This window comes from Chitinophaga alhagiae, from assembly GCF_003568665.1.
Taxonomy (GTDB): Bacteria; Bacteroidota; Bacteroidia; order Chitinophagales; family Chitinophagaceae; genus Chitinophaga; species Chitinophaga alhagiae.
Genome location: NZ_QXMH01000001.1, coordinates 1,232,907 through 1,255,612 on the forward strand (window position 1 = coordinate 1,232,907; position 22,706 = coordinate 1,255,612).

Sequence of the window (22,706 nt, forward strand, 5' to 3'; positions counted from 1 at the left end):
AATGTAAAAATAACGCCTAATTTATGAATAACAAGTGACGGGGGTACAAAAAAAACACATCATAATTACATTTCAAATCTACACAATTTTTAATATATAATTTACAATAATATCATTTTCCCTCCAAACACTTTTTCTTTGCCTGTGCTCTTGACTACAACCTGATAAAAGTAGATGCCAGGGGTCAATCTTACTCCCGAATCGCTCCTTCCGTTCCACGGAATGCCAGAATAACGGCCGTTTGCTTCGTTTATTGTGCTTTTGATGGTGCTTACCTGCCTGCCGGTGGCTGTAAAGATACGTATAAGCACATCAAGATCAGTGTTTTGTTGGTTATGGCTGAACATAAAACGGGTCTGGCCGCGGAAAGGATTGGGGTAATTGTATACTTTTTCCACTGCCAGCGAGGATTTGGGCACAACCGTAAACGAGATGTTAATGGTAGAAGAATTGTTATGGCTGTCCCACGCCCGGATGGTGAGCGTATGCCGGCCGGGGGCCAGGCCCGCCAGCGGGAAGGTAACCCGGCCTTCCCGGAAGTTGCCGGGGGTGGTGGTATAAAATTCGTTCATGTTGTAAAACTGCGTACTGTCATCCAGCACGGCCACAATATCGTGCCCGATGCCGTTGCCGGTGGCGTTGATGCCGCTCTCGTCCTGCAGGTATACCAGCAGGAGGGGATCTTCCGCCGTCAGGCCGCCGTCCCGGAAAGACTCGTCATTCATCCAGGCCCTGATCAGCGGCCCCTGGTTATCTGCCGGCGCATTGGGCGCGGTGCCGGTAACGGCCAGGCCAGCGTAGGTGCCGCTGCCGTCTTCCACATCGTTGCTGGTGTAGTAGCTGATCTTGCCGGAACCGGGTGTAACGGCTATGTCTTTGGGTACCACGAATGTAAAGCGGAACCGCCCGTTCTGTACCGGCTGGCTGCCGCGGAACAAGGCCCTGTCCTGCAGCTGATAATCTGCCGGCGTACTGCCCGGATCATTACCCAATGTGCGGTAGGTAGCGGGTTTGTCAAAAACAGTGATGTGCAGCACACCGTTGTAACCGGCCTGTACATTGCCGGCGCCATCCCTCACGCTGCCGGCCACCGTATATTGCCCCAGGGCCTGCAGTGTATCTGCTGTACCGGCGGGGCGGCCGTTAAGGGAATCGGTATACACCGTCCATTTCGGAAAAGCCAGCAGCAGCGCGGGGTCTCCCAGCAGCTGGAACTTACGGTTGTTCACAATATCCCCGAGTGACGCATAAGTTTCATTTTTCGCCATCATGGCCCCCTCTCCCAGCGTAGGCAAGCGCCCCCCTGCACCGGGCTGAAAGGCCAGCCGGAAATAATTGGCGTTCATGACCAGGTTGGAACTGGCAAACACGGCGCGGGTGGTGGTCATCAGCGCAATGGCGCCGCCCTTTTCACGGGTGAGCAACTGTTCTCCCAGGGAGTGGAACTGTGGGTTGTCAAACGGCGCAAAGTCGCACGTGGCCGTTACCAGCAAGGGCAGCCGGTGCTCATTGTTCCAGGCGTTAAGCGAGGTCTCATCCAGCACGGCCTCTTCCGCCAGCCGGGAAAAGCTGCCGTGGCCGGTATAATTCCACACCAGCGTGCCGTTGAACATGCGGCGGTCAATAGCTTCATTTGCAGCGGGGTAGCGGCTGCCGGAGGCGCCAGATACCTGCGGGAAAGCATCCAGGTAATATTTGGCAACGTTATAGCGGGGCTGCTCCTGCTCAATGATGCGGCTTACTTTTTCCGCATCCTCGAAATGGAGGTTGCCATCTTCATCATCCGCTACAAATGTCATTTCATTGCGCCATGGCCCAAACCCCGCAGGAGAATGGTACTGCATGATCTTGTTCACCACCGCCGCCGCTTCCGCCGCATTGCGTACCGGCAGGCGGCCTATAGCCACATCCAGCAGGGGGTTGCCGCCAATATGGTCATTATCGTCAAGAAAACCGAAATAATCATCAGACATATGGGTATTGATGCCATGCAGCGAGGCAGCGCTTTGCCAGGTAGGCACCATGTTGGACGCGTCTTTGTACATGAAGGAGGCGCGGCCGAAGAGGAGCAGGTACCGCAGGCCGCTGCGGTCATAGTGCATTTTCACAAAATCCCGCAGGGCGGTTGGGTCTGGCAGGCCGGAACCGAACTCGTTATAGATCTCTTCCATGATGGCCACGCCCACGTTCAGCCCGGCGCCGCGATGCCAGGCGGCCAGCTTTTCCGCTTCCGTCCGCAATTCAGCAACGGTCACTATCAGCATGCCGGATACGGCGCTGCCATGCAGGTCCTGGTTAGGCACCCGGCCCACATATTGCGGCTTGGGCAGCGCTTCCGGATTAAAGGCCACATACTCCCGCAGGCCGCTACAATTGCGGTTAAAACGCAGGGTGCTGCCGGTCAGCTGCGTGTTCAGCTGCAGTGGCCGCAACGGGTCCGTTACATCCCACACCCGGGTTTGAGAGGCGGCATTGGCGATCTCGAAGGTGGCGGGGCCGGTGCAGCGCGTATCCCTGAACGGCAGCATGCCTGCCGCGGGCATGGCCAGGGGGCTGCGGCCCAGTACCTCCATATAGTCCAGCCAGCCACGAGCCGCGGCATTGCCCTGGTACCGGAGGGTAACAGCGGCGCCGCCGGCATAGGGAAAATAACCCTCTACGGCAGTGGCATACTCGTCAAAAATATTGCCGCTCACCGGGCGGGGTACCAGCCGCTGCTCGGCTATCTCGAACTGTGAGCCGCCAGTACTGCGGGCCACGGCCCGTATGCGGATATATGCGTCTGTCAGCCCCGCAGGCAGGGGCAAGGTGAAGTTCCTTTCCGGCAGGGTAGCGTTCAGCTCCTCTCCCAGCCAGTCTTTTCCGCTGGAGAGCATGTTATAGCGGTCATTTTCGTAAAAAGCGCGGTAATTGTAGGTAGTAACGGGAGGGCCGGGGGGAGCGGCGGCGGGGTCTTCCCCGATGCGGAAGCCGCCCGGGTTGACATGCAGGAAATAACATACAGAATCCGCATACAAATGCCTGTTATGACGGAAACCCTCCGGGGTATAGGCCCAGGTATGCGGGCCTTCGGCGTAAAAGAGCAGGTAGTCTCCCCCGTTCATCACCCCGTCTCCCCCGTCTGCCACCCAAACGGCATTTTCCGGGAGGTCATCTGGGCGGGGCAGGGCGTTGTCTTCCGGCAACATGCGCCCCCCGGTGCCATACACCCGCAGGGAGCCGGCAGCCAGGTTGGTGGTGGAAATGCCCATAGCCTGCAGGAGGGGCAGGTCTACCCGGTATACCCCCGGCTCCCTGACCGCCAGTTTGTACCAGTTCCCGTCTGCCAATACGGAGCGGGGTGCGTAGGTCCGTTGCCCGAAAGCCTCGCCCAGCCCGCAAAGCAGGCATGTCAAAGCGAAAAGAACGGAGGGGGCGGTGGTCATCAGGACGGCAGGATTTGTATATTTAATACAAACCTAATGTATCTCAATTGATTTCGCAACCGGGGGAGGGCCGATGTACCACCTGCTTATAGATTAATTTTTTTTGCTATAAAATAAAAAAGCATACATTTGCGTTTACCTAATTGAATACCTAAATTGTATCGATCAAAAGCTGTTATCGCATGCGCAGATTAACCTCCTTATCCTTGATTGTAGGCACCGGTGTGATGTTGTCCATGTCGGCGTGTAAGAACGGGGGCCTTTTCGGGAAGAAGAAAGAATCCTCGTCCGCTACCGGGTGGACGTATAACGACCCTAAAATGGGCGGATTTTCCGTTGCCAAAAATAAAGACCAGTTTACCGGGCCGGGCCTTGTGTTTGTGCAGGGCGGCACCTTTGCCATGGGCGCCACCGAGCAAGACGTGATGTCTGACTGGAACAATATACCCCGCCGTATCACGGTATCTTCGTTCTATATAGACGAAACGGAAGTATCCAACGTGAACTACCGCGAGTACCTGTACTGGATTACCCGCATGTACGGCGAATCTTTCCCGGACGTATACCGCGACGCCCTGCCCGACTCCCTGGTATGGCGTAGCGAACTGGCTTATAACGAGCCGCTGGTAGAATATTACTTCCGCCACCCGGCCTATAACGATTACCCGGTTGTAGGCGTAACCTGGAAGCAGGCTACGGACTATGCCAAATGGCGCTCCAACCGTGTGAACGAAAAGTTGCTGATGGACGCAGGGCTGCTTTCCAAGGCAGACATCATGAACCAGGCAGACGATAATACTTTTGACAGCAAATCATACATGGCCGGCCTCTATGAAGGTACTCCCGGCAAAATGAGCAAAAGCTCAAAGAAACAATTCAGCAACCCTGACGGTTCTCCCCGCGGCGCGCAGTTTGAAGACGGCATCATGCTGCCTAACTACCGCCTGCCCACAGAAGCGGAATGGGAATATGCGGCGCTGGGCTACATAGGCCAGAACCCGAGCCCTTCCAAAAAAGAAGGTAAACGCGGTGAAGAGCTGATCCTCAACAAACAGATCTACTCCTGGGGCACCAACAACAGCGGCCTGCGCGATATCCGCCGTGGTAACTGGCAAGGCCAGTTCCTCGCTAACTTCAAGCGCGGCTCCGGTGACAACATGGGTATGGCCGGCGGCCTGAACGACCGTGCGTCTATCCCCGCTCCGGTACAATCCTATTTCCCGAACACTTTTGGTATCTATAACATGTCTGGCAACGTGAGCGAGTGGGTACAGGACGTATACAGGCCGCTTACCACCATTGATGGTGACGACTTCAACTACTTCCGCGGTAACAAATTCCAGACGGTTTACCAGAACGCAGAAAAAGAATTTGAAAAAGACAGCCTGGGCGCGCTTAAAATGCGTGACGTAACAGATGAAGAATCTGCCAGCCGCCTCAACTACCAGAAAGGGGACGTAATCAACTACCTGGACGGTGACTCTCTCTCCCTGGTGGAATACGGCTACGGCATCACCTCCCTGGTCAACGATAAATCAAGAGTGATCAAAGGCGGCAGCTGGAACGACCGTGCATACTGGCTTTCTCCCGGCAACCGCCGCTTCATGCAGGAAGACATGGCCACCAACACCGTTGGTTTCCGTTGCGCCATGGACCGCGTGGGCAGCCCCGAAGGCAACAAGTTCAAAACCGGCCAGGTGTTCAAGAAACAACGCCAGAAAAGATAGCAGCATACAATTATCGGTATAAAAAAACGGGAAAGAAGATGGTCTTCTTTCCCGTTTTGCTTTTGTGGCCTGTTAACGTATGATCAGCGTTTTGACCTGGCTTTAGGCACGGCCTTGCGGGCTGCAGGCTTGGCTTTAGCTGCAACTTTCTTGGCCGCTGCTTTTTTAGGAGTGGCTTTTTTCGCTGCTGCTTTCTTTGCTACAGGTTTGGCTTTAGCCGCAACTTTCTTGGCCGCTGCTTTTTTAGGAGTGGCTTTCTTTGCTGCTGCTTTCTTTGCTACAGGTTTGGCTTTAGCCGCAACTTTCTTGGCCGCTGCTTTTTTAGGAGTGGCTTTCTTTGCTGCTGCCTTCTTCGCTACAGGTTTGGCTTTAGCCGCAACTTTCTTGGCCGCTGCTTTTTTAGGAGTGGCTTTTTTCGCTGCTGGCTTCTTGGGAGCAGCTTTCTTGGACGCGGCCTTTTTAGGCGCTGCTTTCTTTGCAGCAGGTTTTGCTTTCACAGCTGTCTTTTTTGCTGCTGCCTTCTTGGGAGCAGCTTTTGCCGCAGATCCTTTTGCTACCGGCTTCGCTTTAGCCGCTCCTTTTTTGACCACGGCCTTTCCAGGAGCAGGTTTAACCGCCGTCTTTTTCTTTGCAGCAGCCTTCTTCGATGCCGCTACCTCCGCAGCTTTTTCCTGTTCAGCCGCCTCTTCAGAAGCAGCCGTAGCAATCCCCTTCGCTTTGCTCATTACATCATGAATTTCCTCAATAGCCTCCGCATCCGGCGTGTTCACGGCTTCTGCGGGAGCTTCCTCCACCGGCGCGCTCCGGAACGGTTCCGCCGCCTCATCTCCCTCCCATAGCGCCAGTATTTGCGCGGCATGGTCTCCATTGTCAGGCTTTTCAATGATGTGGGCAATGATACCGTTCTCGTCAATGAGGAAAGTAGTACGGTGCGTACCATCGTAGGTACGGCCCATAAAGGTTTTTTCGCCCCATACGCCGTAAGCGTTCAGGATGGAGTGGCTTTCATCTACCAGTATCGGGAAAGGCAGATCATATGTTGCCGCAAACTTACGGTGGCTCTTTTCATCGTCTTCACTGACGCCTATCACGGCGTACTCTTTTTGGAGGAGACGCGCGTGGTGGTCCCGGAGGTTACAGGCCTGGGTAGTGCATCCGGGGGTCATGTCGTGCGGATAAAAATAGAGGATCACTTTCTTTCCTGAAAAATCGGCCAGCGATGTGTCTCGGCCATGCTGGTCTTTGGCTGTAAAGGCGGGAGCAACGTCCCCGGGTTTAAGATGCTTCACGGTTTCTAGCGTTTAAACGTCAAAGTATATGTGGTTTCATTATTGGCAATATCCGTTACGGTCAGCTTCAGCGTGTGATTACCGGGGGGGCAGTGCTCGTCAAAGCTGTAGCTGAGCACATTTCCTCTCCGTGAGAACCGCAGCCATTTCCCGTCCAGCTCCGCGCGGTATGACCGGATGCCGCTGGCATCGCTCATGGAAAAAGACATCTTTCCTGCCTTTGACAGGTTGATGCCGGGTTTCAGCCCACCCAACGGCGTTATCCTGGGCCGTACCGTGTCTGCGGTGAGATAGAAATCACCCAGGTCCCGGAAAGTGCCTTTATACCAGCCGTCTTCATACACGGCGGCGGAAATGCTTTCTCCCGCTCCTTTCCGTACAATCACCATTTTATTTTGCAGTTCCGCCGGCACCGGCCTTACAGGCTTGATGCGCAGCCCGAAGTTATAATGCACCGGCACCAGCGCCGTATGTAACCGGTAAGTATTGGAATACGCCGTGGCGTTGGGAATTTCAACATACCGGAAACAGATTTCGTCATACAAAGATCCTTCTTCCAGGTAAAATTCCACCGCATTATTTTCAAAAATATTCCGGGATTCTGTATACATCTTGTTGGCGCAAACCGGTACGGCGGGCGGGGTGCCGGACTGCTGTAACGTGATCTTCACGTCTGACTTGTTGCCGTATGCGTCCGTTACACGCAGGGTAACCGGGTGCGGTTGTTTGTCAGAAAGGTCTATGGTGCCGTCTCCTATCATTTCCTTGTAAATGCCCAGCTGGTTGCCCGGCAGCGCAAACAACAGTTGCACATAGGGGCCGCCCCCTTTTTTCATTTTATAGTCTATATGGGCATTGAGATAACGGGTTTCGTCATAACCGATATTGTCCAGCTGGAAGCCGCAGTCTACCTCCCCGTCCTGTATCAGCATGGCCTCGTAAATGCCGTTGGGGTTGGGGGAATTGCTTTGCCTGTCAAGCGCGGAAATACCCAGCCCCACCTTGTCTGTGGGCACGCTTACCACCGGGCGGGTGGCTGCGTAGCCTGCGGCCGTTCTTTTCACCGGCACTACAACCGGCGTTTGTTCATAAAAACTGCGGTTGCGGTCATACACCACTATGCGGGATATTTCCGGGGCACGCGTGTCAGGTATATTGAAGCCGAACAGCATGGGGTTCAGCGGCTTTTCAGATTGCGTGTTTCGTATCTCGAAATGCAGGTGCGGCCCCGCGGAGCCGCCGGTATTGCCGCTCCAGGCTACAAATTCGCCTTTTTTGACCGGGAACAGGCCTTCCGGTATGGTGAGGTCTGCCGCCCAGCTTTCCTGCTCGTACTGCTTGCGGGTCACATATTCATCCAGCAGCGGGTAGAACCGGTTGAGGTGGGCATACACCGTCGTATAGCCATTAGGGTGAGTGATGTACAGCACGTTGCCGAAACCGAGGTGCGAAACGCCTACCCGGCTTACATACCCTTCCGCGGCGGCATGTACCGGCAGGTTCTCCCGTTGCTGGGTCTTGAGGTCGAGCCCGGAATGGAAGTGATTGGGGCGCAATTCCCCAAAGTTGCCGGCCAGTTCAATAGGCACGTTCAGCGGGTTCCTGAAATATCCTTTTGGGTATTGTTGTTCCGGCAAAGCCTGCCCCAACACCAGCTGGGGCATCAATAGCAACCAAACGAGCTGTCTTTTCATCCTGTAAAAGTAATTGATATGCTGTGAAGGTTTAAAATTACGATGAAACACAATCATTTAACATATTTTTCAGCTAAAGGTGAAGGAGTTTCCTTAATTTCCGATCACCAAAACAACAGTTATGAGCTACCCGATTCACGAAATCCAGGGCATTGGTCCTAATTATGCCAGCAAGCTGATAGGCATCGGTATTGATACCGTGGCCAAGCTGCTGGAAGACGGCAATACACGTACCGGCAGGCAGCGCCTGGCAGAATCTACCGGCATTCCCGAAAGCCTGCTGCTGAAGTGGGTGAACCATGCGGACCTGATGCGCATCAACGGGGTGGGAGACCAGTTTGCGGAGCTGCTGGAAGCGGCCGGTGTGGATACTGTAAAGGAATTGCGCAACCGCGTTCCGGAAAACCTGCATGCCAAGGTAACGGAGCTGAACGCCCTGAAGAACCTGAGCGGCAGGGTACCTTCCCTTGCGGAAATTACAGGAATGATCAGCCAGGCCAAGGACCTGGAGCCGGCTATTTCCTATTAAATAACAAAGGCATCTTAACGCTGATATCAACCTACAACTGTTTATTGCATTACAGAAGCCTTATGAGCGGCCTGTGCCTTCCTGGGCACGGGCCGTGTTTTTTCTGTTTTTTCGTCTTACTTTAGTCTCCGCAAAAACTATCCATGTCTATCATCGTATCGCAGATCACCAAGCTGTACGGCCAGCAAAAAGCAGTGGACGGCATCTCTTTTGAGCTGCAGAAAGGCGGTATTGCAGGCTTTTTGGGGCCTAATGGCGCCGGCAAATCTACCACCATGAAGATCATCACCGGTTACCTGCCTCCCAGCGAGGGCCAGGCCAGCGTGTGCGGGTTTGACGTGGCCAAACACCCCATGGAGGTACGGCGGCGGGTAGGGTATTTGCCGGAAGCCAACCCGCTGTACCCGGATATGTACGTGAGGGAGTTCCTGGAATTTATGGCCGGCATGCACCGCCTGGGGCGGCAAACCGGTCCCCGCATCCGGGAAATGATAGGCCTCACCGGGCTGGGGCCGGAACAGCACAAAAAGATCGGCGCCCTTTCCAAAGGGTACAAACAGCGTGTGGGCCTGGCCCAGGCGCTGCTGCACAACCCGGAGGTACTGATCCTGGACGAGCCCACTTCCGGCCTTGACCCCAACCAGCTGGCAGAAATAAGGGCCCTTATCAAAAGCCTGGGGGAAGATAAAACCGTGATGCTCTCCACCCATATCATGCAGGAAGTAGAGGCCATGTGCAGCCGGGTGATCATCATCAACAAGGGCCGGATCATAGCGGACGATGCCATCAGCGCCCTACAGCAGGGCGGCGGGGCTTACATCCAGGTCCAGTTCAGCGAGGAGGTGCCCGCCGGGGAACTGGAACAGCTGCCGGGAGTAACCCGCGCCGTGGCGGCGGAAGGGCATGTTTGGCGGTTATATACGGGCGAACCGGAAACCGTACGGAAAAACCTGCTTCAATTCTCTTTGAATAATAACCGGAACATCCTTTCTTTGCACAGCAATTCGCAGTCGCTCGAAGCGGTGTTCAGGGAGCTGACAAACTAGTGGTACACGCAGCCGGAGAGGCGCCGGCGGCTGAAAATTCACTTTTTCTAGATTTAACAATAAAAAAATTTACCCATGAGTATCATTTCAGAGATCCATGCCAGACAGATTTTAGACAGCCGCGGCAACCCCACGGTAGAAGTTGATGTAACTACAGAAGACGGCCATGTAGGCCGGGCCGCGGTGCCTTCCGGTGCCTCCACGGGCAAGCACGAGGCCGTAGAACTGCGCGATGGCGATAAAGGTGTGTACATGGGCAAAGGCGTGATCAAGGCGGTGACCAACGTAAACGAGGTGATCGCTGACGAACTGATCGGCTGGGACATCAGCGACCAGGCGGGTGTAGACAAACTGCTGATTGAACTGGATGGTACCGAAAATAAAGGCAAACTGGGCGCCAACGCTACCCTGGCGGTGAGCATGGCCGTAGCCAAAGCCGCTGCGGAAGCCTTTGGCCTCCCCCTGTTCCGTTACCTGGGCGGCGTAAACGCTACCACCCTGCCCATTCCCCTGATGAACATTGTGAACGGCGGCGCGCACGCTGACAATAAAATAGATTTCCAGGAATTTATGATCATGCCTGTTGGCGCCGAGAGCTTCTCTGAAGGCCTCCGCTGGGGTGTGGAAATTTTCCACCACCTGAAAGCCGTACTGAAGAAAAAAGGCTACAGCACCAACGTAGGTGATGAAGGCGGTTTCGCGCCCGAGATCCAGAGCAACGAAGAGGCCATCGAGACCGTACTGCAGGCCATTGAGGCCGCCGGCTACAAGGCAGGCTCCCAGATCGGCATTGCCCTGGATGCCGCCAGCAGCGAAATGTATAACGACAAGGACGGCACCTACAAATTCTACAAAAGCTCCCAGAAAGTGATCAGCAGCGACGAAATGGTGGCCTACTGGGCAGAGTGGTGCAAAAAATACCCCATCCTCTCTATTGAAGACGGTATGGCGGAAGACGACTGGAACGGCTGGAAAAAACTCACCGAAACCGTTGGCAGCAGCGTGCAACTGGTGGGAGACGACCTGTTCGTGACTAATGTAAAACGCCTGAAACAGGGTATTGAGCAAAACATTGCCAACAGCATCCTCATCAAGGTAAACCAGATCGGTACCGTTACCGAAACCATCAACGCCGTGAACATGGCGCACAAGGCAGGTTATACGTCCATCATGAGCCACCGCTCCGGCGAAACGGAAGATACCACCATTGCCGACCTCGCCGTGGCCCTCAACTGTGGCCAGATCAAAACCGGTTCCGCCAGCCGTACAGACCGCATGGCCAAGTACAACCAGTTGCTGAGGATTGAAGAACTGCTGGATAGCAGCGCTTTTTATCCGAAAAATTCAATTAAATTTGGTAAGTAATCACCACGCAACTTTTAGTGGTCAATCAATACAACATTTTCCGGGTGCCGGCCTGCCGGTACCCGGATCTTTAAAACGCAGGGCATGGAAACGAAGAAGCGCTTTACTCTCCCCTCTTACCTCCGCAACAAATACATTGTATGCGGCGCCCTCTTCCTTGCCTGGCTGGTATTTTTGGACCGCCATAACTCATTCTCCCAATATCAGCTCTACTCCGAGGTAAACCAGCTGGAGGCCCAGAAGGCCTTTTACCGGCAAGAGATAGACCGCGCCCGGCAAGACCAGTTTGAACTGCTTTCCAGCCCCGAAAAGCTCGAAAAATTTGCCCGGGAGCAATACCGCATGAAAAAAGACGATGAAGACCTCTTTATTGTACCCCTTCCTTCCCCCAATAAATAAACAACTGGTTCTCAACCCGCTATAAGTCCATGCAAATTGTTAAAAAATTGCATTTTCCAAAAAATTGACTTAAATTAACAATACTATCCCGTCATTCGTCGTTATTTAAGTGTTATATCTACATAAATTCCGTTTAAACGAACAAATCAATCGCATGAGCAATTTTACACTCCCCTATTCAACTCCTAACTGTGCTGTAACTGACCCTCAAGGGAAAACTATGCAAGAGAAACAGGAAATGACGCGTGAAGAGCTGCAAACATTGCAAATATTGGACACGCTGCAGTACGCCCCCCGTACCAGCACCCTGGTAGCCATTTTTGAGCATGCAGGGAATGTTCAGGAGGAACAGCGTTAGTTTTACTATTTTGCAGGCATGACGAAAAAAGAACGGTTCCAGTTTGTAATCGACTATTTTGAGCACCATGCCCCCAATGCAGAAACAGAACTTATCTACGATAATCCGTACCAGTTGCTGGTGGCCGTAATATTGTCCGCCCAATGTACGGACAAGCGGGTGAACATGACCACGCCCGCCATTTTTGCACGCTACCCGAACGTAGAAGCCCTGAGCCACGCCACCTTCGACGAGCTCTTTCCCCTGATCAAAAGCATCAGTTACCCCAACAATAAAACCAGGCACCTGATCGGCATGGCCAACATGGTGATGGAAGACTTTCATGGAGAAATTCCCGCTACGGTGCCAGAACTGGTAAAGCTGCCGGGCGTGGGCCGCAAAACGGCCAACGTAATTACCAGCGTGGTATACCAGCAACCCAACATGGCGGTAGATACGCACGTTTTCAGGGTATCCGCCCGGCTGGGGCTGACCACCAACGCCAAAACGCCTTTGCAAACGGAGCAGCAACTGCTCAAATACATCCCGGAAGAAAAAGTGCATGTGGCCCATCACTGGCTCATACTCCATGGCCGCTATATCTGCGTGGCGCGCAATCCCAAATGCGGCGAGTGCGGGCTGCGGCCGGTTTGCAAATATTACCGCACGCTGGTAAAACCCGGCGCGTAAGCATTAAAAAATCAGTTGCTGACGGATGAAAGGATAAATTGTTTTCGCTATCTTGAAAACAAAACCCTTCGCCACGTGAACAATAGCATAAGACTTCAATTATCCTTCATGATGTTCCTCGAATACTTCATTTGGGGAGCATGGTACGTTACCGTCAATACATACATGGTCACCAACCTGCAGGCCACCGGCCAGGAGGTAAGCTATGCGTACATGGCCCTGGCCATTGCCACCATGATCTCCCCGTTTATTGTGGGCATGATAGCAGACCGGTATTTTTCCGCGCAGAAAATTATGGGCGTACTTCACCTGGCCGGCGCCGCGGCCTTGCTGCTGGCCTCTCTCACCAGCAATACATACCTGTTCATCGGCATTGTGCTGGTGTACTCGCTACTGTATATGCCCACCATTGCCCTGAGCAACAGCGTGGCCTTCAGCCAGATGGCCGATCCCGGCAAACAGTTCCCCGGCGTTCGTACATTCGGCACTGTGGGGTGGATCGTTGCCGGCCTGCTCATCGGCTACCTGGCCATTGAAAAAACCGCCAACATCTTTTACATTGCCGCAGGCGCCTCCGCGCTACTGGGCCTCTTCTGCTTCTCATTGCCGGACGTACCGCCAAAAGGAAAGGGAGATTCAGCCGCACAGGTGCTGGGCACGGAGGCATTTGTACTGTTCAGGAACAGGTCTTACGTGGTGTTCTTCATTTCCGCGGTGCTCATCTGCATTCCCCTCAGCTTCTACTACAGCTTTGCCAACCTCTACCTCAATGAGGCCGGTATGGAGAACGCGGCCGGCAAAATGATCTACGGGCAGATCTCCGAAGCGCTGTTCATACTCGCCATTCCCTTCCTGCTGCGCCGCATCGGCGTAAAAAAGATGCTGCTGGTGGGCATGGGGGCATGGGTATTGCGCTACATCTGTTTTGCCTACGGGGACATTGGCGCCAACCTGTGGATGCTGTATACCGGCATCATCCTGCACGGCATCTGCTACGACTTTTTCTTCGTAACAGGATATATGTATACCGAAAACAGGGCCGGCGAAAAGATCAAAAGCGCCGCGCAGGGCCTTTTTACTTTTGCCACTTACGGCCTTGGCATGGTAATAGGCACCCTGTTCTCCGGCATGGTGGCGGATTATTACATACTGAACGGCACGCGCCAGTGGCAAAGCATCTGGATGGTGCCCGTATATATAGCCGCAGCGGTAATGATCTACTTTATGCTGGCATTCAGAGATAAAAAACCAGTCTGAAACTTATAAAACACAAATTGACTATGGCAAAAATTGCAATGCTGGGTTCCGGGTTCATTGGGCGGTTCTATGCAGATTCTTTACAGGGACAGCGCAGCCGGGACAAAATAGTAAGCATCTATTCACGCCGCGAGGAAAGCGCTAAAAAGTTTGCGGCAGACTATAATTGCGCGCACTGGACTACCAGCATGGAGGAAGCCATTAACCACCCTGACGTGGACATGGTTTGCATTTCCCTCCCCAACAACCTGCACGAAGCCGCTGTGCTGGCCTGCTGCAAGGCTAAAAAAGCCGTAATGTGCACCAAACCGCTGGGCAGGAACGCGGAAGAAGCCAAACGTATGCTGGACGCGGTAGAAAAAGCCGGCATTTTTAACGGTTACCTGGAAGACCTGGTGTATACGCCCAAATTCCTGAAAGCGCTGGCCAGCGTAAAAAGCGGCGCCCTGGGCCGTATTCTCTGGGCTAAATCGCGCGAGACGCACCCTGGCCCCCACAGCGAATGGTTCTGGGACAAAGAACAGGCCGGCGGCGGTTGTATACTTGACCTGGGCTGCCATTGCGTGGAAATTTCCCGCAGCTTCATCGGCAAAGACATTAAACCCATAGAGGTGATGTGCTGGGCAGACACGCAGGTGAAACCCATTGACGCGGAAGACCATGCCATTGGCCTGGTGAAATATGAGAACGGCGCCATCGGGCAGTTTGAAGTGAGCTGGACCTTCAGGGGCGGCCTGGACCTCCGGGACGAGGTAATGGGCTCCGAAGGCACCATCTGGCTCAACAGCTTCCTGCGTACCGGTTTTGATATGTTCACCACCGGCAAGGGGGCGGATTACGTGGCGGAAAAAGCAGAAAGCAATACCGGCTGGCTGTTTCCCGTAGGAGACGAGCTGAACGAACTGGGTTACAACCATATGTTTGCCGATATGTTCAACGCCGTAGAAGCCGGCAAAGCGCCACAGGAAACCTTTTACGACGGTTATGTGGTGAACGCCGTTCTGGACGCAGCTTACAGATCTGCCAAATCCAAACTGTGGGAACCTGTAAAACTGGAAGTGTGGCGCGGGAAAGAAGGCGCAGACAAGGAAAAATCGCTGACCAGCTATAACGAACAGTTTTATCTTATCAAAGATGAAGTGACCCACTTCGGCAGCCGCAAGCTGATACTGAAAGACAAGAAAACAGGGCAGATCGTTGAGCAGGTAATATAAAACGGCAAGATACCGGTCTATACAGCGGGCACGTCAGCAGATGATGCCCGCTTTTATTTTTTCTCCAGCAGCCGGAAAACGGCGCGGCCCAGGGAATGGTTCACCTCTACCTGCGCCAGGCGGCCCTTTGAGTAGGTGTAAAAATTCTGCCGGCCTTCGGGCAGGCCCAGGGCGTAGCGGCCGTCTGCCAGGCGTTTGATGGGCAAAAAGCGGCCCAGGGTTTCCGAGTATACTTCCTTTACTTCTTTCGGTTCCGTAAAGTACAGGTCACTTACGCAAAAGATGATCTGGGGAACAGGAAAGGGCGCACGCACGCCTTTCCGGGTCACATTGTAGCCCCTGTCTGCTTTTTCCGTGAGCGTTTCCCGGTTATCGTCATTGGGGCGGGCCTGTATGCGGGTAACCCGGGCGCGGTGCAGTACATTATGCTGGTACACTACCTCAATATCCGTTTCCATCCGCGAAAGCAGTTTAGATTGCACACGGCTGCGGATGGTGATGCGCCGGGAAGCGCCGGCGGGCTCCTGCTTTACGTCAAGCAGGCCTACGGCGTTATTGCCAAACAGTATCTCGAAAGTATGGGATTGCCCGGCGGCCTCCGTGGCGGCAAGGAAAGGGAGTATCAGTATAAACAATATCCTTTTCAGTTGGTATGGCTTTCGGGTTATATGCATGATGTATGATGCATCGGCAGCTGTTACGTATAGCAATATACGAAAATCCGTAACGAAACGCGATGTATGCTTTCCTATTCAACGCGCCCCGTTACGGATAAATTGCGATAACCGGTACTATAACAGCTCCTTGATGCGGGCTACCAGTTCTCCCTTGGTAATGGGCACGCCCATAATTTTATTATATCCCTGCGCCGGTATCAGGAACTGGTCACGGATGATCTTGATGAGCTGGCCATTATTGATCTCGGGGATCAGCACATGGTCATAGCTGTGGAGTATTTCTGCCAGGTTCCTGGGGAAGGGGCGCAGATGGCGGATGTGGGCATGGGCCACCTGGTGGCCTTCAGCCAGCAGCTCCAGCACGGCGCTCTTGATGGCGCCGTAGGTAGAGCCCCAGCCCAGTACCAGCACCTTGCCTTTTTCAGGGCCTACTTCAATTTTCTGCAGGGGAATGTGGTCAGCTATCTTGTTCACCTTTTCTTCCCTGATCTTCACCATCAGCTGGTGGTTTTCAGGGTCGTAGCTCACGTTGCCCGTAATGTTCTGCTTCTCCAGGCCGCCAATGCGGTGCTCCAGGCCAGGGGTGCCGGGCACTGCCCAGGGCCTCACCAGGTTCTCGTCCCGCTGGTAGGGCAAAAACTGCTCTTCCCCTTCGTCAAGCCCTCTTTTGAACTTCACGGTAATGGGCGTCAGGTCTTCGCTCTTCGGGAAGCGCCAGGGCTCTGCGCCGTTGGCAATGTAACCGTCACTCAGGAAAATAACGGGGGTCATATGGTTTACCGCAATGCGGAAGGCTTCGTAAATGCCGTCAAAACAATCAGAAGGCGTGGAGGCTGACACAATTGGCATGGGGCACTCCCCGTTGCGGCCATAATAGGCCTGCAGCAGGTCTGACTGTTCTGTTTTGGTGGGCAGGCCAGTAGAGGGCCCGCCGCGCTGAATATCTACTATCAGGAGCGGTATTTCCAGCATCACGGCCAGGCCCATGGCCTCCCCTTTCAGGGCCATGCCCGGGCCGGAGGTGGTGGTAACCCCCATATGGCCGCCATAGGAGGCGCCAATGGCGGAGGTAATGCCCGCTATTTCGTCTTCCGCCTGGAAGGTACGGATGCCAAAGTTCTTGTACCGGCTCAGCTCATGTAAAATGTCTGAGGCCGGGGTAATGGGATAGGTGCCCAGGAAAATGGGCAGGTCTGCCTTCTGGGAGGCCGCCACCAGCCCGTAGGCCAGGGCCGTGTTACCCGTAATGCTCCGGTAAGTGCCCGGTTCCATGCGGGCCTTTTCTACCTTGAAGCGGGTAGAAAAAGCCTCTACCGTCTCCGCAAAATTGTAGCCGGCGTGCAGCACCTTCAGGTTGCTCTCCAGGATCTCCGGCTTTTTGCCGAATTTGTCCGTGAGGAAGTTCACCGTGCTGCTCATATCCCGGTCATACAGCCAGTAAAGGAAACCCAGTACGAACATGTTCTTGGCCCGGTCTTTTTCCTTCATGCCCAGGGTAGACTCTTTCAGGGCCTCCCGGGTCATTTTGGTCACGTCCATGGTGTGCAGCTGGTAGTTGGCCAGGGAGCCGTCTTCCAGGGGGTTCACCCCGTCAGGGTAGTTGGCGAGGCGCAGGTTTTTGGAATCAAACCCGTCTGTATTGGCAATAATGATCCCTCCTTTTTTCAGCCCCTTCAGGTTAGCCTTGAGAGCGGCGGCGTTCATGGCCACCAGTACGTCACAGGCGTCTCCGGGGGTAAATATGCGGTTGGAAGAAAAGTGTAACTGGAAGCCGCTCACACCGGGCAGGGTGCCCTGGGGGGCGCGGATCTCGGCTGGAAAGTCAGGGAAGGTGCTGAGGTCGTTCCCGATCAGGGCGGTGTTATTGGAGAACTGGGTGCCAGTGAGCTGCATCCCGTCCCCGCTGTCTCCCGCAAATTTGATCACTACATCCTCTATCTGTTGAATCGTTTTATTGGACATTGGTGGATTCTTTATAATGAATACATATAATATTAATACAGTCCGTAAAATTAGGAAATCGGCAGGGAACTTTCCGCTGCCTTCCCGGAGCAAAAGTACACAAACTTGGTAGACTTTTCTTAAAATATATGCAAATGCCCTGTGAGTAATACTTTCAGCGCTTTTAAACGCCTACTGTTGTTTCTTTTGGCAAAATATTTGTGCTGCTACCCCACGCAGAAAAAAGCGCTGCGCGCCCCATATTGAAATAAAAACGGAAGAACAGCATTTCAGGATGAACGGTTACTACGGGGCTGAATACACGAAAATGTTAAAACAGCAAATCCAGTACAGGCCTGAATGTTAAAGGATCTTTAAAGAAATGTTAAATAGCGCTGAGTGGCGCTTGTGGCATGGTAATTGTAAAATTTACACTGAATCCAATTTCAACATACACACTTTAAAATTGATCACTATCGGGAAAACACTACTTGAACCATTTCTTTATTATTAAACCTTTTAAAATTGTATGCTATGAAAAGGACAAAAATGAGCCTGTTAGCACTGGCGGCCGTAGCTTTCGGCGCCTTCGCCTTCAAAGGATTTCAAGGCGGTTCCATCACTGGTAAAGTAGTACCTGCAGACGGCGCAACCGAAGCCTGGGCCGTATCTGGTACAGACACGCTGAAAGCGCCCATAGCAGAAGGAGCATTCTCTTTCGCTGATGCCAAGGCCGGCACTTACACCGTGGTTATTGACGCCAAGGAACCTTTCAAAGACGCTACCATTACGGATGTGAAAGTGGAAGACGGTAAAGGCACCGATCTTGGCGAAATCAAGTTAGCGCAATAGTTGGTTTTCATAGGGGTTAATCGAGCCGGTTTCCGACACCAAGTCGGGAACCGGCTCATTTTTTTTGCCCCTTTCTAGGGGTAGCCGTTCCCATTGCCGTTATTCATGTATACCAGTCACCCATTGCGGGCTGACCCCTAAAACAATTTGACATGAAAATGACGGCTAAAAAAGAAACCATCGTTACCTACAGCGGGCTTTGTACCGGGCTCCTGCTCTGCCTCCTGGCTATTTTCGGACTTATTCTTACCGGCTGTGCCCGGGAAAACCTGTACGGCTCCGGCAAGGTGGTGACCGAAGAGCGCACCGTGGCCCGGTTTGAAGACCTGGTACTGGAAGGGCCCCTGGAAGTACACCTCCAACAAGGCCTCAATGCTCCCCTCCGCCTTGAGGCGGAAGACAATGTGATGCGGTTCATAGAAACCTCTGTGAACGGCGCTACTCTCCGGGTAAAGATCCGCGACCATGTGAACCTCAAGCGCATCAAACCCATTCACGTATATGTGGAGAGTGAAAAATACCGCAAAATAGTTTTTTCCGGCTCCGGCTCGCTTAACAGCAACGGCGCAGACACCATCAAAACCACCCTGTTCAGCTACGAGATCAACGGCAGCGCCAATGCGGACCTGAAGGTAGCTGCCAACGAGGTGAACATCTGGGTAAACGGCTCGGGCAACCTGGAACTGGAGGGCACGGCGGGAGACTACGTGTCCGAGATCAACGGCAGCGGCAATATTGGGGCCGCAGGCCTTCAATCTGTCAACGCCAGCATCCGTATCAATGGCTCCGGCGAGCAGCAGATATGGGTTACCGGAAAACTGGATGCGCGCATCCAGGGCAGCGGCAACATTCGATATAAAGGAACGCCCTCTACGGTCAACACTTCCGTAAGCGGCTCCGGCAAGGTATCTAAGTTATAGGAGAACGGATTTTACATGAAAGCTACCGGAATACTGTCACCCGCTGCACTAGGCATGAATGCCCACACTGTCAATCACAGTAAAGGTTATTTTTGTACCATGCCCGAAAATGCCTGGTTACAAAAACTATTGCAGGAAGACGAGCGCCAGTTCATGGAGGCGCTCTTCAAAACCTACTTCCCGCTGGTATGCAAGGCCATTTACCGCCTGGTGCCAGACATGGCCACCGCTGAAGACCTGGCCCAGGAAGTATTTATCAAGATATGGAACCGCCGGGAGCAGTTGGGAGAGGTCTACTTCAAGGCCTACCTGCACCGCGCGGCGGTAAACATGGCCCTTGACCACATAGACAAGAACAAACGCCGGGGCGGCGCCCCGCAGGAGATCAGCCCGGCGCAGGAAGAGCTGGTGGCCACCGCGCCGGTGGTACACGTAAAGGAAACAAAAGCCCGTATCCAGCAGGCAGTAGATGCCCTGCCGGAGAAATGCCGGGAAATATTCGTACTCAGCAGGTATGAAGAAATGAGCTACAAAGAAATAGCGCAAACACTGCAGATCTCTGTGAAAACAGTAGAGAACCAGATGATGACCGCGCTCAAAAAATTACGCGTTTCCCTCCGGGAATTCCTGGAATAACCTGTCACATCAACCAGATCCAAATCATTCGTCATTGAATTAAAGAGCATGTTGAACAACGATCACATAGACACACTGATTGCCCGTGAAATTGAAGGGGAGATCACTACCGCAGAACGGGCACAGTTGGAAGACTGGCTGCAGCAGGATGTTGCCAACCGGCAATATTACGAGGCGCTGAAAGACACCTGGGGCCTTGCGGCCGAAGCATACAAGACCGTACCGGAACCTGATGTGGAGGCTAACTGGCAACGCTTTACGCGCAGCACGCTGGATGCGCCCGCTCCCCTGCGGGTGGTTTCCAGGCGCAATACCTGGTGGCGCCTTTCTGCCGCCGCGGTTGTAGTGGTGGCCGCCGCCGGCCTGGCGTTTGCCCTGCTGAAAGGGCAAGGCACTACTACCCTGGCGGCCGGCACGGATAAAAAAGAAGTGGTGCTGCCGGATGGCAGCAAGGTATTCCTGAACCGCCACAGCCAGTTAAGCTACAATAAAGATTTTGCTACAAGCAGCCGCCAGGTAACGCTGGAGGGCGAGGCCTTTTTTGAAGTTGCCGCAGATGCCGGCCGGCCCTTTACCGTAAAGGCCGGCGCTTCCCAAACGCGGGTGCTGGGTACTTCTTTTGTGATCAAGGCGTACGAGCATAAAACCGTTCAACTGAATGTGGTAACGGGCAAGGTGGCCTTTTCCGGAAAGGATGAACAGGGCGCACTGGTGCTCACTGCCGGCCATACCGCCATTTTACGGTCCAACAAGGCCCCACAGCAGGTGCAGAATACAGACCCCAACTTCATGGCCTGGAAGGAGAACCGCCTGGCTTTCCATAAAGTGCCGCTGTACAAGGCATTCACAGCCATGGAAGATTATTTTAACGTACGTATTGTTGTTACAGACAGCAGTCTTTTAAACATCGATTTTAACGGTACTTTCGAGAACCCGGGCTTGCATGAGCTGCTGGAAGTGATCTCGAAAGCGGTGGATGTAAAAGTGACGGAAGAAGAGGAGGGTGTGTACCGTATCAGCCGGTAAATTGCCAGCTTTTGATAGATGAGCCCGGGCCTGTAAAGAGGGCCTGGGCTTTCTTTTGCTTTGCCTGGCAGCATCATTATTGCGGGACCAGCTTGAAACAACCGGCCGCAGCAACACCGGGTTCTCCGGCTACGTTCCAATAAAAAACCCGGGCTCATGATGAGGCCCGGGTTCTTAATATCCGATTTCCTTCTATCAGGCACCGCCCAGTTTGCATTTCTGCAGTACTTCCCAGGATTTGCCGTTGTGGCGCAGGAAATAAAGGTTGTTGACTTTGAAGGATGCTTTGTATTCCTTGTTTTCGTACTCAGGCCATGCCTTTTCGAACACGGCGTCTTCAAGATCCTTGAAGGCTACGGTCACGTGGGGGGTGAAGCCGGTGCGGGCCAGCATGGTACTGAATCCAAATTCCTTGCGGAGGAAGTTGATCAGCTGCCTGTGCATGGCGCTCATGGTCTCGCTCTTTTCCACGTTGATGAACAGTACGCGGTTCTGCTTGTTGGGGAAGGTACCGAAACCGTTCAGCGACACTTCGAAAGGCGCCTGGGTTTTGGCAAACTCCGTCAGTTCTTCGCAGAAAGCCCTTTCGAGGCTGGGATCTGCGGTGAACGGCACTTGCAGGGTGATGTGCGGGAGCACTTTCAACGCATATACCGGGCCGTATTGCTCGGCAAAGTCTTGTTTTATTTTGATGATCTCCTTGCCTACTTCTGCTGTTGGCAGCAGGGCAATGAAATAGATCTTGTTATCCACTTTCGGGGGGCGATTACCGCCTCTGGGGCCACCCTGGCCACGGCCCTGGCTGCCGCCACGGTTAAAGCCGCCGCCACCGCCACCGCGGTTATAGCCACCGCCGCCACCGCCACGGTTGTAGCCACCGCCACCGCCGCCGCGGTCATAGCCGCCGCCACCGCCGCGGTTGTAACCACCGCCACCGCCGCCACGGTCGTAACCACCGCCGCCACCGCCGCGGTCGTATCCACCACCGCCACGGTTGTAGCCACCGCCACCACCGCCGCGGTCATAGCCGCCGCCACGGTCGTATCCGCCACCGCGGTCATAACCACCGCCACCGCCGCCGCGGTCGTACCCGCCGCCGCCACGGTTGTAGCCGCCGCCACCGCGGTCGTATCCGCCACCGCCACGGTCGTACCCGCCATCACGGTTGAAGTCGCGGTCACGGTTGTAGCCGCCGCCGTCACGGTCACGGTACCCGCCGCCTTCGTTGCGGGGAGTATAGCCGCCGCCTTCGCGGTTGTAAGCACCTTCACGGTTAAAATTGTTTTCCCGGGGCGTGTAGCCGCCTTCATTGCGCGGACGGTAGCCACCTTCGCGGGGAGTGTAGCCGCCTTCAGAGCGTGGAGTGTAAGGACGGTCTTCGTCTTTGCCAAATTCGGGTTTCTTGGAATTGCCGCCATCCTGGTCTTGGTTGGGTTCTTGCTGGTCTCTGCTGTAGCCAGGAGAATACTTTCGGGGGCGTTCGTTTCTCTCAAAATTCATCTTACTTGATTAAAGCGTGTTGAAGGAATTTTTCAATGATTTCATAAAAATGAAATTCACCTACTTTTTTTAGGTTTTATAATACTCAGGTGCCGGAGCGATCCTTGCATAACGTCAGGATATATCATTTTTCAATAAAAATTATACCGGCTTCCGTTGTCTGATACTGATTTTACTTCTTT

Annotated in this window: 19 protein-coding genes; 13 read left to right on the plus strand and 6 right to left on the minus strand. The window is 53.8% G+C overall.

Annotation, left to right across the window (positions count from 1 at the left end; genetic code table 11):
- Positions 1–101: 101 nt before the first annotated feature.
- A complete protein-coding gene (porU, locus tag D3A97_RS04815) occupies positions 102–3,425 on the minus strand; it encodes a type IX secretion system sortase PorU (protein ID WP_119077231.1) in 3,324 nt (1,107 codons plus the stop codon).
- Between the two features lie 182 nt (positions 3,426–3,607).
- On the opposite strand from porU, the gene D3A97_RS04820 reads away from it, so the two are divergent.
- A complete protein-coding gene (locus D3A97_RS04820; protein WP_119077233.1) occupies positions 3,608–5,152 on the plus strand; it encodes an SUMF1/EgtB/PvdO family nonheme iron enzyme in 1,545 nt (514 codons plus the stop codon).
- Positions 5,153–5,235: 83 nt separating this feature from the next.
- On the opposite strand, the gene bcp is transcribed toward D3A97_RS04820, so the two are convergent.
- Positions 5,236–6,441, minus strand: coding sequence for a thioredoxin-dependent thiol peroxidase (gene bcp, locus D3A97_RS25010; protein WP_198673866.1), 1,206 nt, complete (start codon positions 6,439–6,441; stop codon positions 5,236–5,238).
- Between the two features lie 5 nt (positions 6,442–6,446).
- Complete coding sequence (locus D3A97_RS04835; protein WP_157986357.1) at positions 6,447–8,135, minus strand: M23 family metallopeptidase; 1,689 nt, start codon at positions 8,133–8,135, stop codon at positions 6,447–6,449.
- A gap of 121 nt (positions 8,136–8,256) precedes the next feature.
- Between D3A97_RS04835 and D3A97_RS04840 the strand changes: the two genes are divergently transcribed.
- The 8 genes from D3A97_RS04840 to D3A97_RS04870 all read left to right on the plus strand — a co-directional run bounded on the left by D3A97_RS04840 (position 8,257) and on the right by D3A97_RS04870 (position 14,972).
- Positions 8,257–8,664 carry a DUF4332 domain-containing protein gene (locus D3A97_RS04840; RefSeq protein WP_119077237.1) on the plus strand — a complete coding sequence of 136 codons (408 nt, stop codon included), beginning with the start codon at positions 8,257–8,259 and terminating at the stop codon, positions 8,662–8,664.
- A 143-nt stretch (positions 8,665–8,807) separates the two neighbouring features.
- Positions 8,808–9,710: a gliding motility-associated ABC transporter ATP-binding subunit GldA gene (gene gldA, locus D3A97_RS04845; RefSeq protein WP_119077239.1), complete on the plus strand. Its 903-nt coding sequence runs from the start codon at positions 8,808–8,810 to the stop codon at positions 9,708–9,710.
- 75 nt (positions 9,711–9,785) lie between these two features.
- Positions 9,786–11,075, plus strand: a complete 1,290-nt coding sequence (gene eno / locus D3A97_RS04850) for a phosphopyruvate hydratase (protein WP_119077241.1) — start codon at positions 9,786–9,788, stop codon at positions 11,073–11,075.
- An 84-nt stretch (positions 11,076–11,159) separates the two neighbouring features.
- Complete coding sequence (locus tag D3A97_RS04855; RefSeq protein WP_119077244.1) at positions 11,160–11,474, plus strand: FtsB family cell division protein; 315 nt, start codon at positions 11,160–11,162, stop codon at positions 11,472–11,474.
- Between the two features lie 220 nt (positions 11,475–11,694).
- A complete protein-coding gene (locus D3A97_RS24785) occupies positions 11,695–11,832 on the plus strand; it encodes a hypothetical protein (protein WP_157986358.1) in 138 nt (45 codons plus the stop codon).
- A gap of 18 nt (positions 11,833–11,850) precedes the next feature.
- Complete coding sequence (nth, locus tag D3A97_RS04860) at positions 11,851–12,501, plus strand: endonuclease III (protein ID WP_119077246.1); 651 nt, start codon at positions 11,851–11,853, stop codon at positions 12,499–12,501.
- A 75-nt stretch (positions 12,502–12,576) separates the two neighbouring features.
- Positions 12,577–13,758, plus strand: a complete 1,182-nt coding sequence (locus D3A97_RS04865) for a nucleoside permease (RefSeq protein ID WP_119077249.1) — start codon at positions 12,577–12,579, stop codon at positions 13,756–13,758.
- 23 nt (positions 13,759–13,781) lie between these two features.
- Entirely contained in the window at positions 13,782–14,972 is a 1,191-nt protein-coding gene (locus D3A97_RS04870) for a Gfo/Idh/MocA family protein (protein WP_119077251.1), read from the plus strand.
- A gap of 53 nt (positions 14,973–15,025) precedes the next feature.
- Here D3A97_RS04870 and D3A97_RS04875 read toward each other — a convergent pair whose 3' ends face one another.
- Positions 15,026–15,646, minus strand: a complete 621-nt coding sequence (locus D3A97_RS04875; protein WP_119077253.1) for a DUF6134 family protein — start codon at positions 15,644–15,646, stop codon at positions 15,026–15,028.
- A 117-nt stretch (positions 15,647–15,763) separates the two neighbouring features.
- Positions 15,764–17,611 (minus strand): 2-oxoacid:acceptor oxidoreductase subunit alpha, encoded by a 1,848-nt coding sequence (locus D3A97_RS04880; RefSeq protein WP_119077255.1) that lies wholly within the window; start codon positions 17,609–17,611, stop codon positions 15,764–15,766.
- 513 nt (positions 17,612–18,124) lie between these two features.
- Here D3A97_RS04880 and D3A97_RS04885 point away from each other — a divergent pair.
- From D3A97_RS04885 to D3A97_RS04900, 4 genes are all read left to right on the plus strand, one after another.
- Positions 18,125–18,442: a peptidase associated/transthyretin-like domain-containing protein gene (locus D3A97_RS04885; RefSeq protein ID WP_119077257.1), complete on the plus strand. Its 318-nt coding sequence runs from the start codon at positions 18,125–18,127 to the stop codon at positions 18,440–18,442.
- Between the two features lie 152 nt (positions 18,443–18,594).
- Entirely contained in the window at positions 18,595–19,362 is a 768-nt protein-coding gene (locus D3A97_RS04890) for a head GIN domain-containing protein (protein WP_119077259.1), read from the plus strand.
- A gap of 99 nt (positions 19,363–19,461) precedes the next feature.
- Complete coding sequence (locus D3A97_RS04895; RefSeq protein WP_157986359.1) at positions 19,462–19,998, plus strand: RNA polymerase sigma factor; 537 nt, start codon at positions 19,462–19,464, stop codon at positions 19,996–19,998.
- A 48-nt stretch (positions 19,999–20,046) separates the two neighbouring features.
- Positions 20,047–21,024: a FecR domain-containing protein gene (locus D3A97_RS04900; RefSeq protein ID WP_119077264.1), complete on the plus strand. Its 978-nt coding sequence runs from the start codon at positions 20,047–20,049 to the stop codon at positions 21,022–21,024.
- Positions 21,025–21,219: 195 nt separating this feature from the next.
- On the opposite strand, the gene D3A97_RS25090 is transcribed toward D3A97_RS04900, so the two are convergent.
- The gene (locus D3A97_RS25090) at positions 21,220–22,524 is read right to left on the minus strand and encodes a 2'-5' RNA ligase family protein (RefSeq protein WP_232825848.1); all 1,305 of its coding nucleotides are present in this window, start codon (positions 22,522–22,524) and stop codon (positions 21,220–21,222) included.
- Positions 22,525–22,706 lie beyond the last annotated feature (182 nt).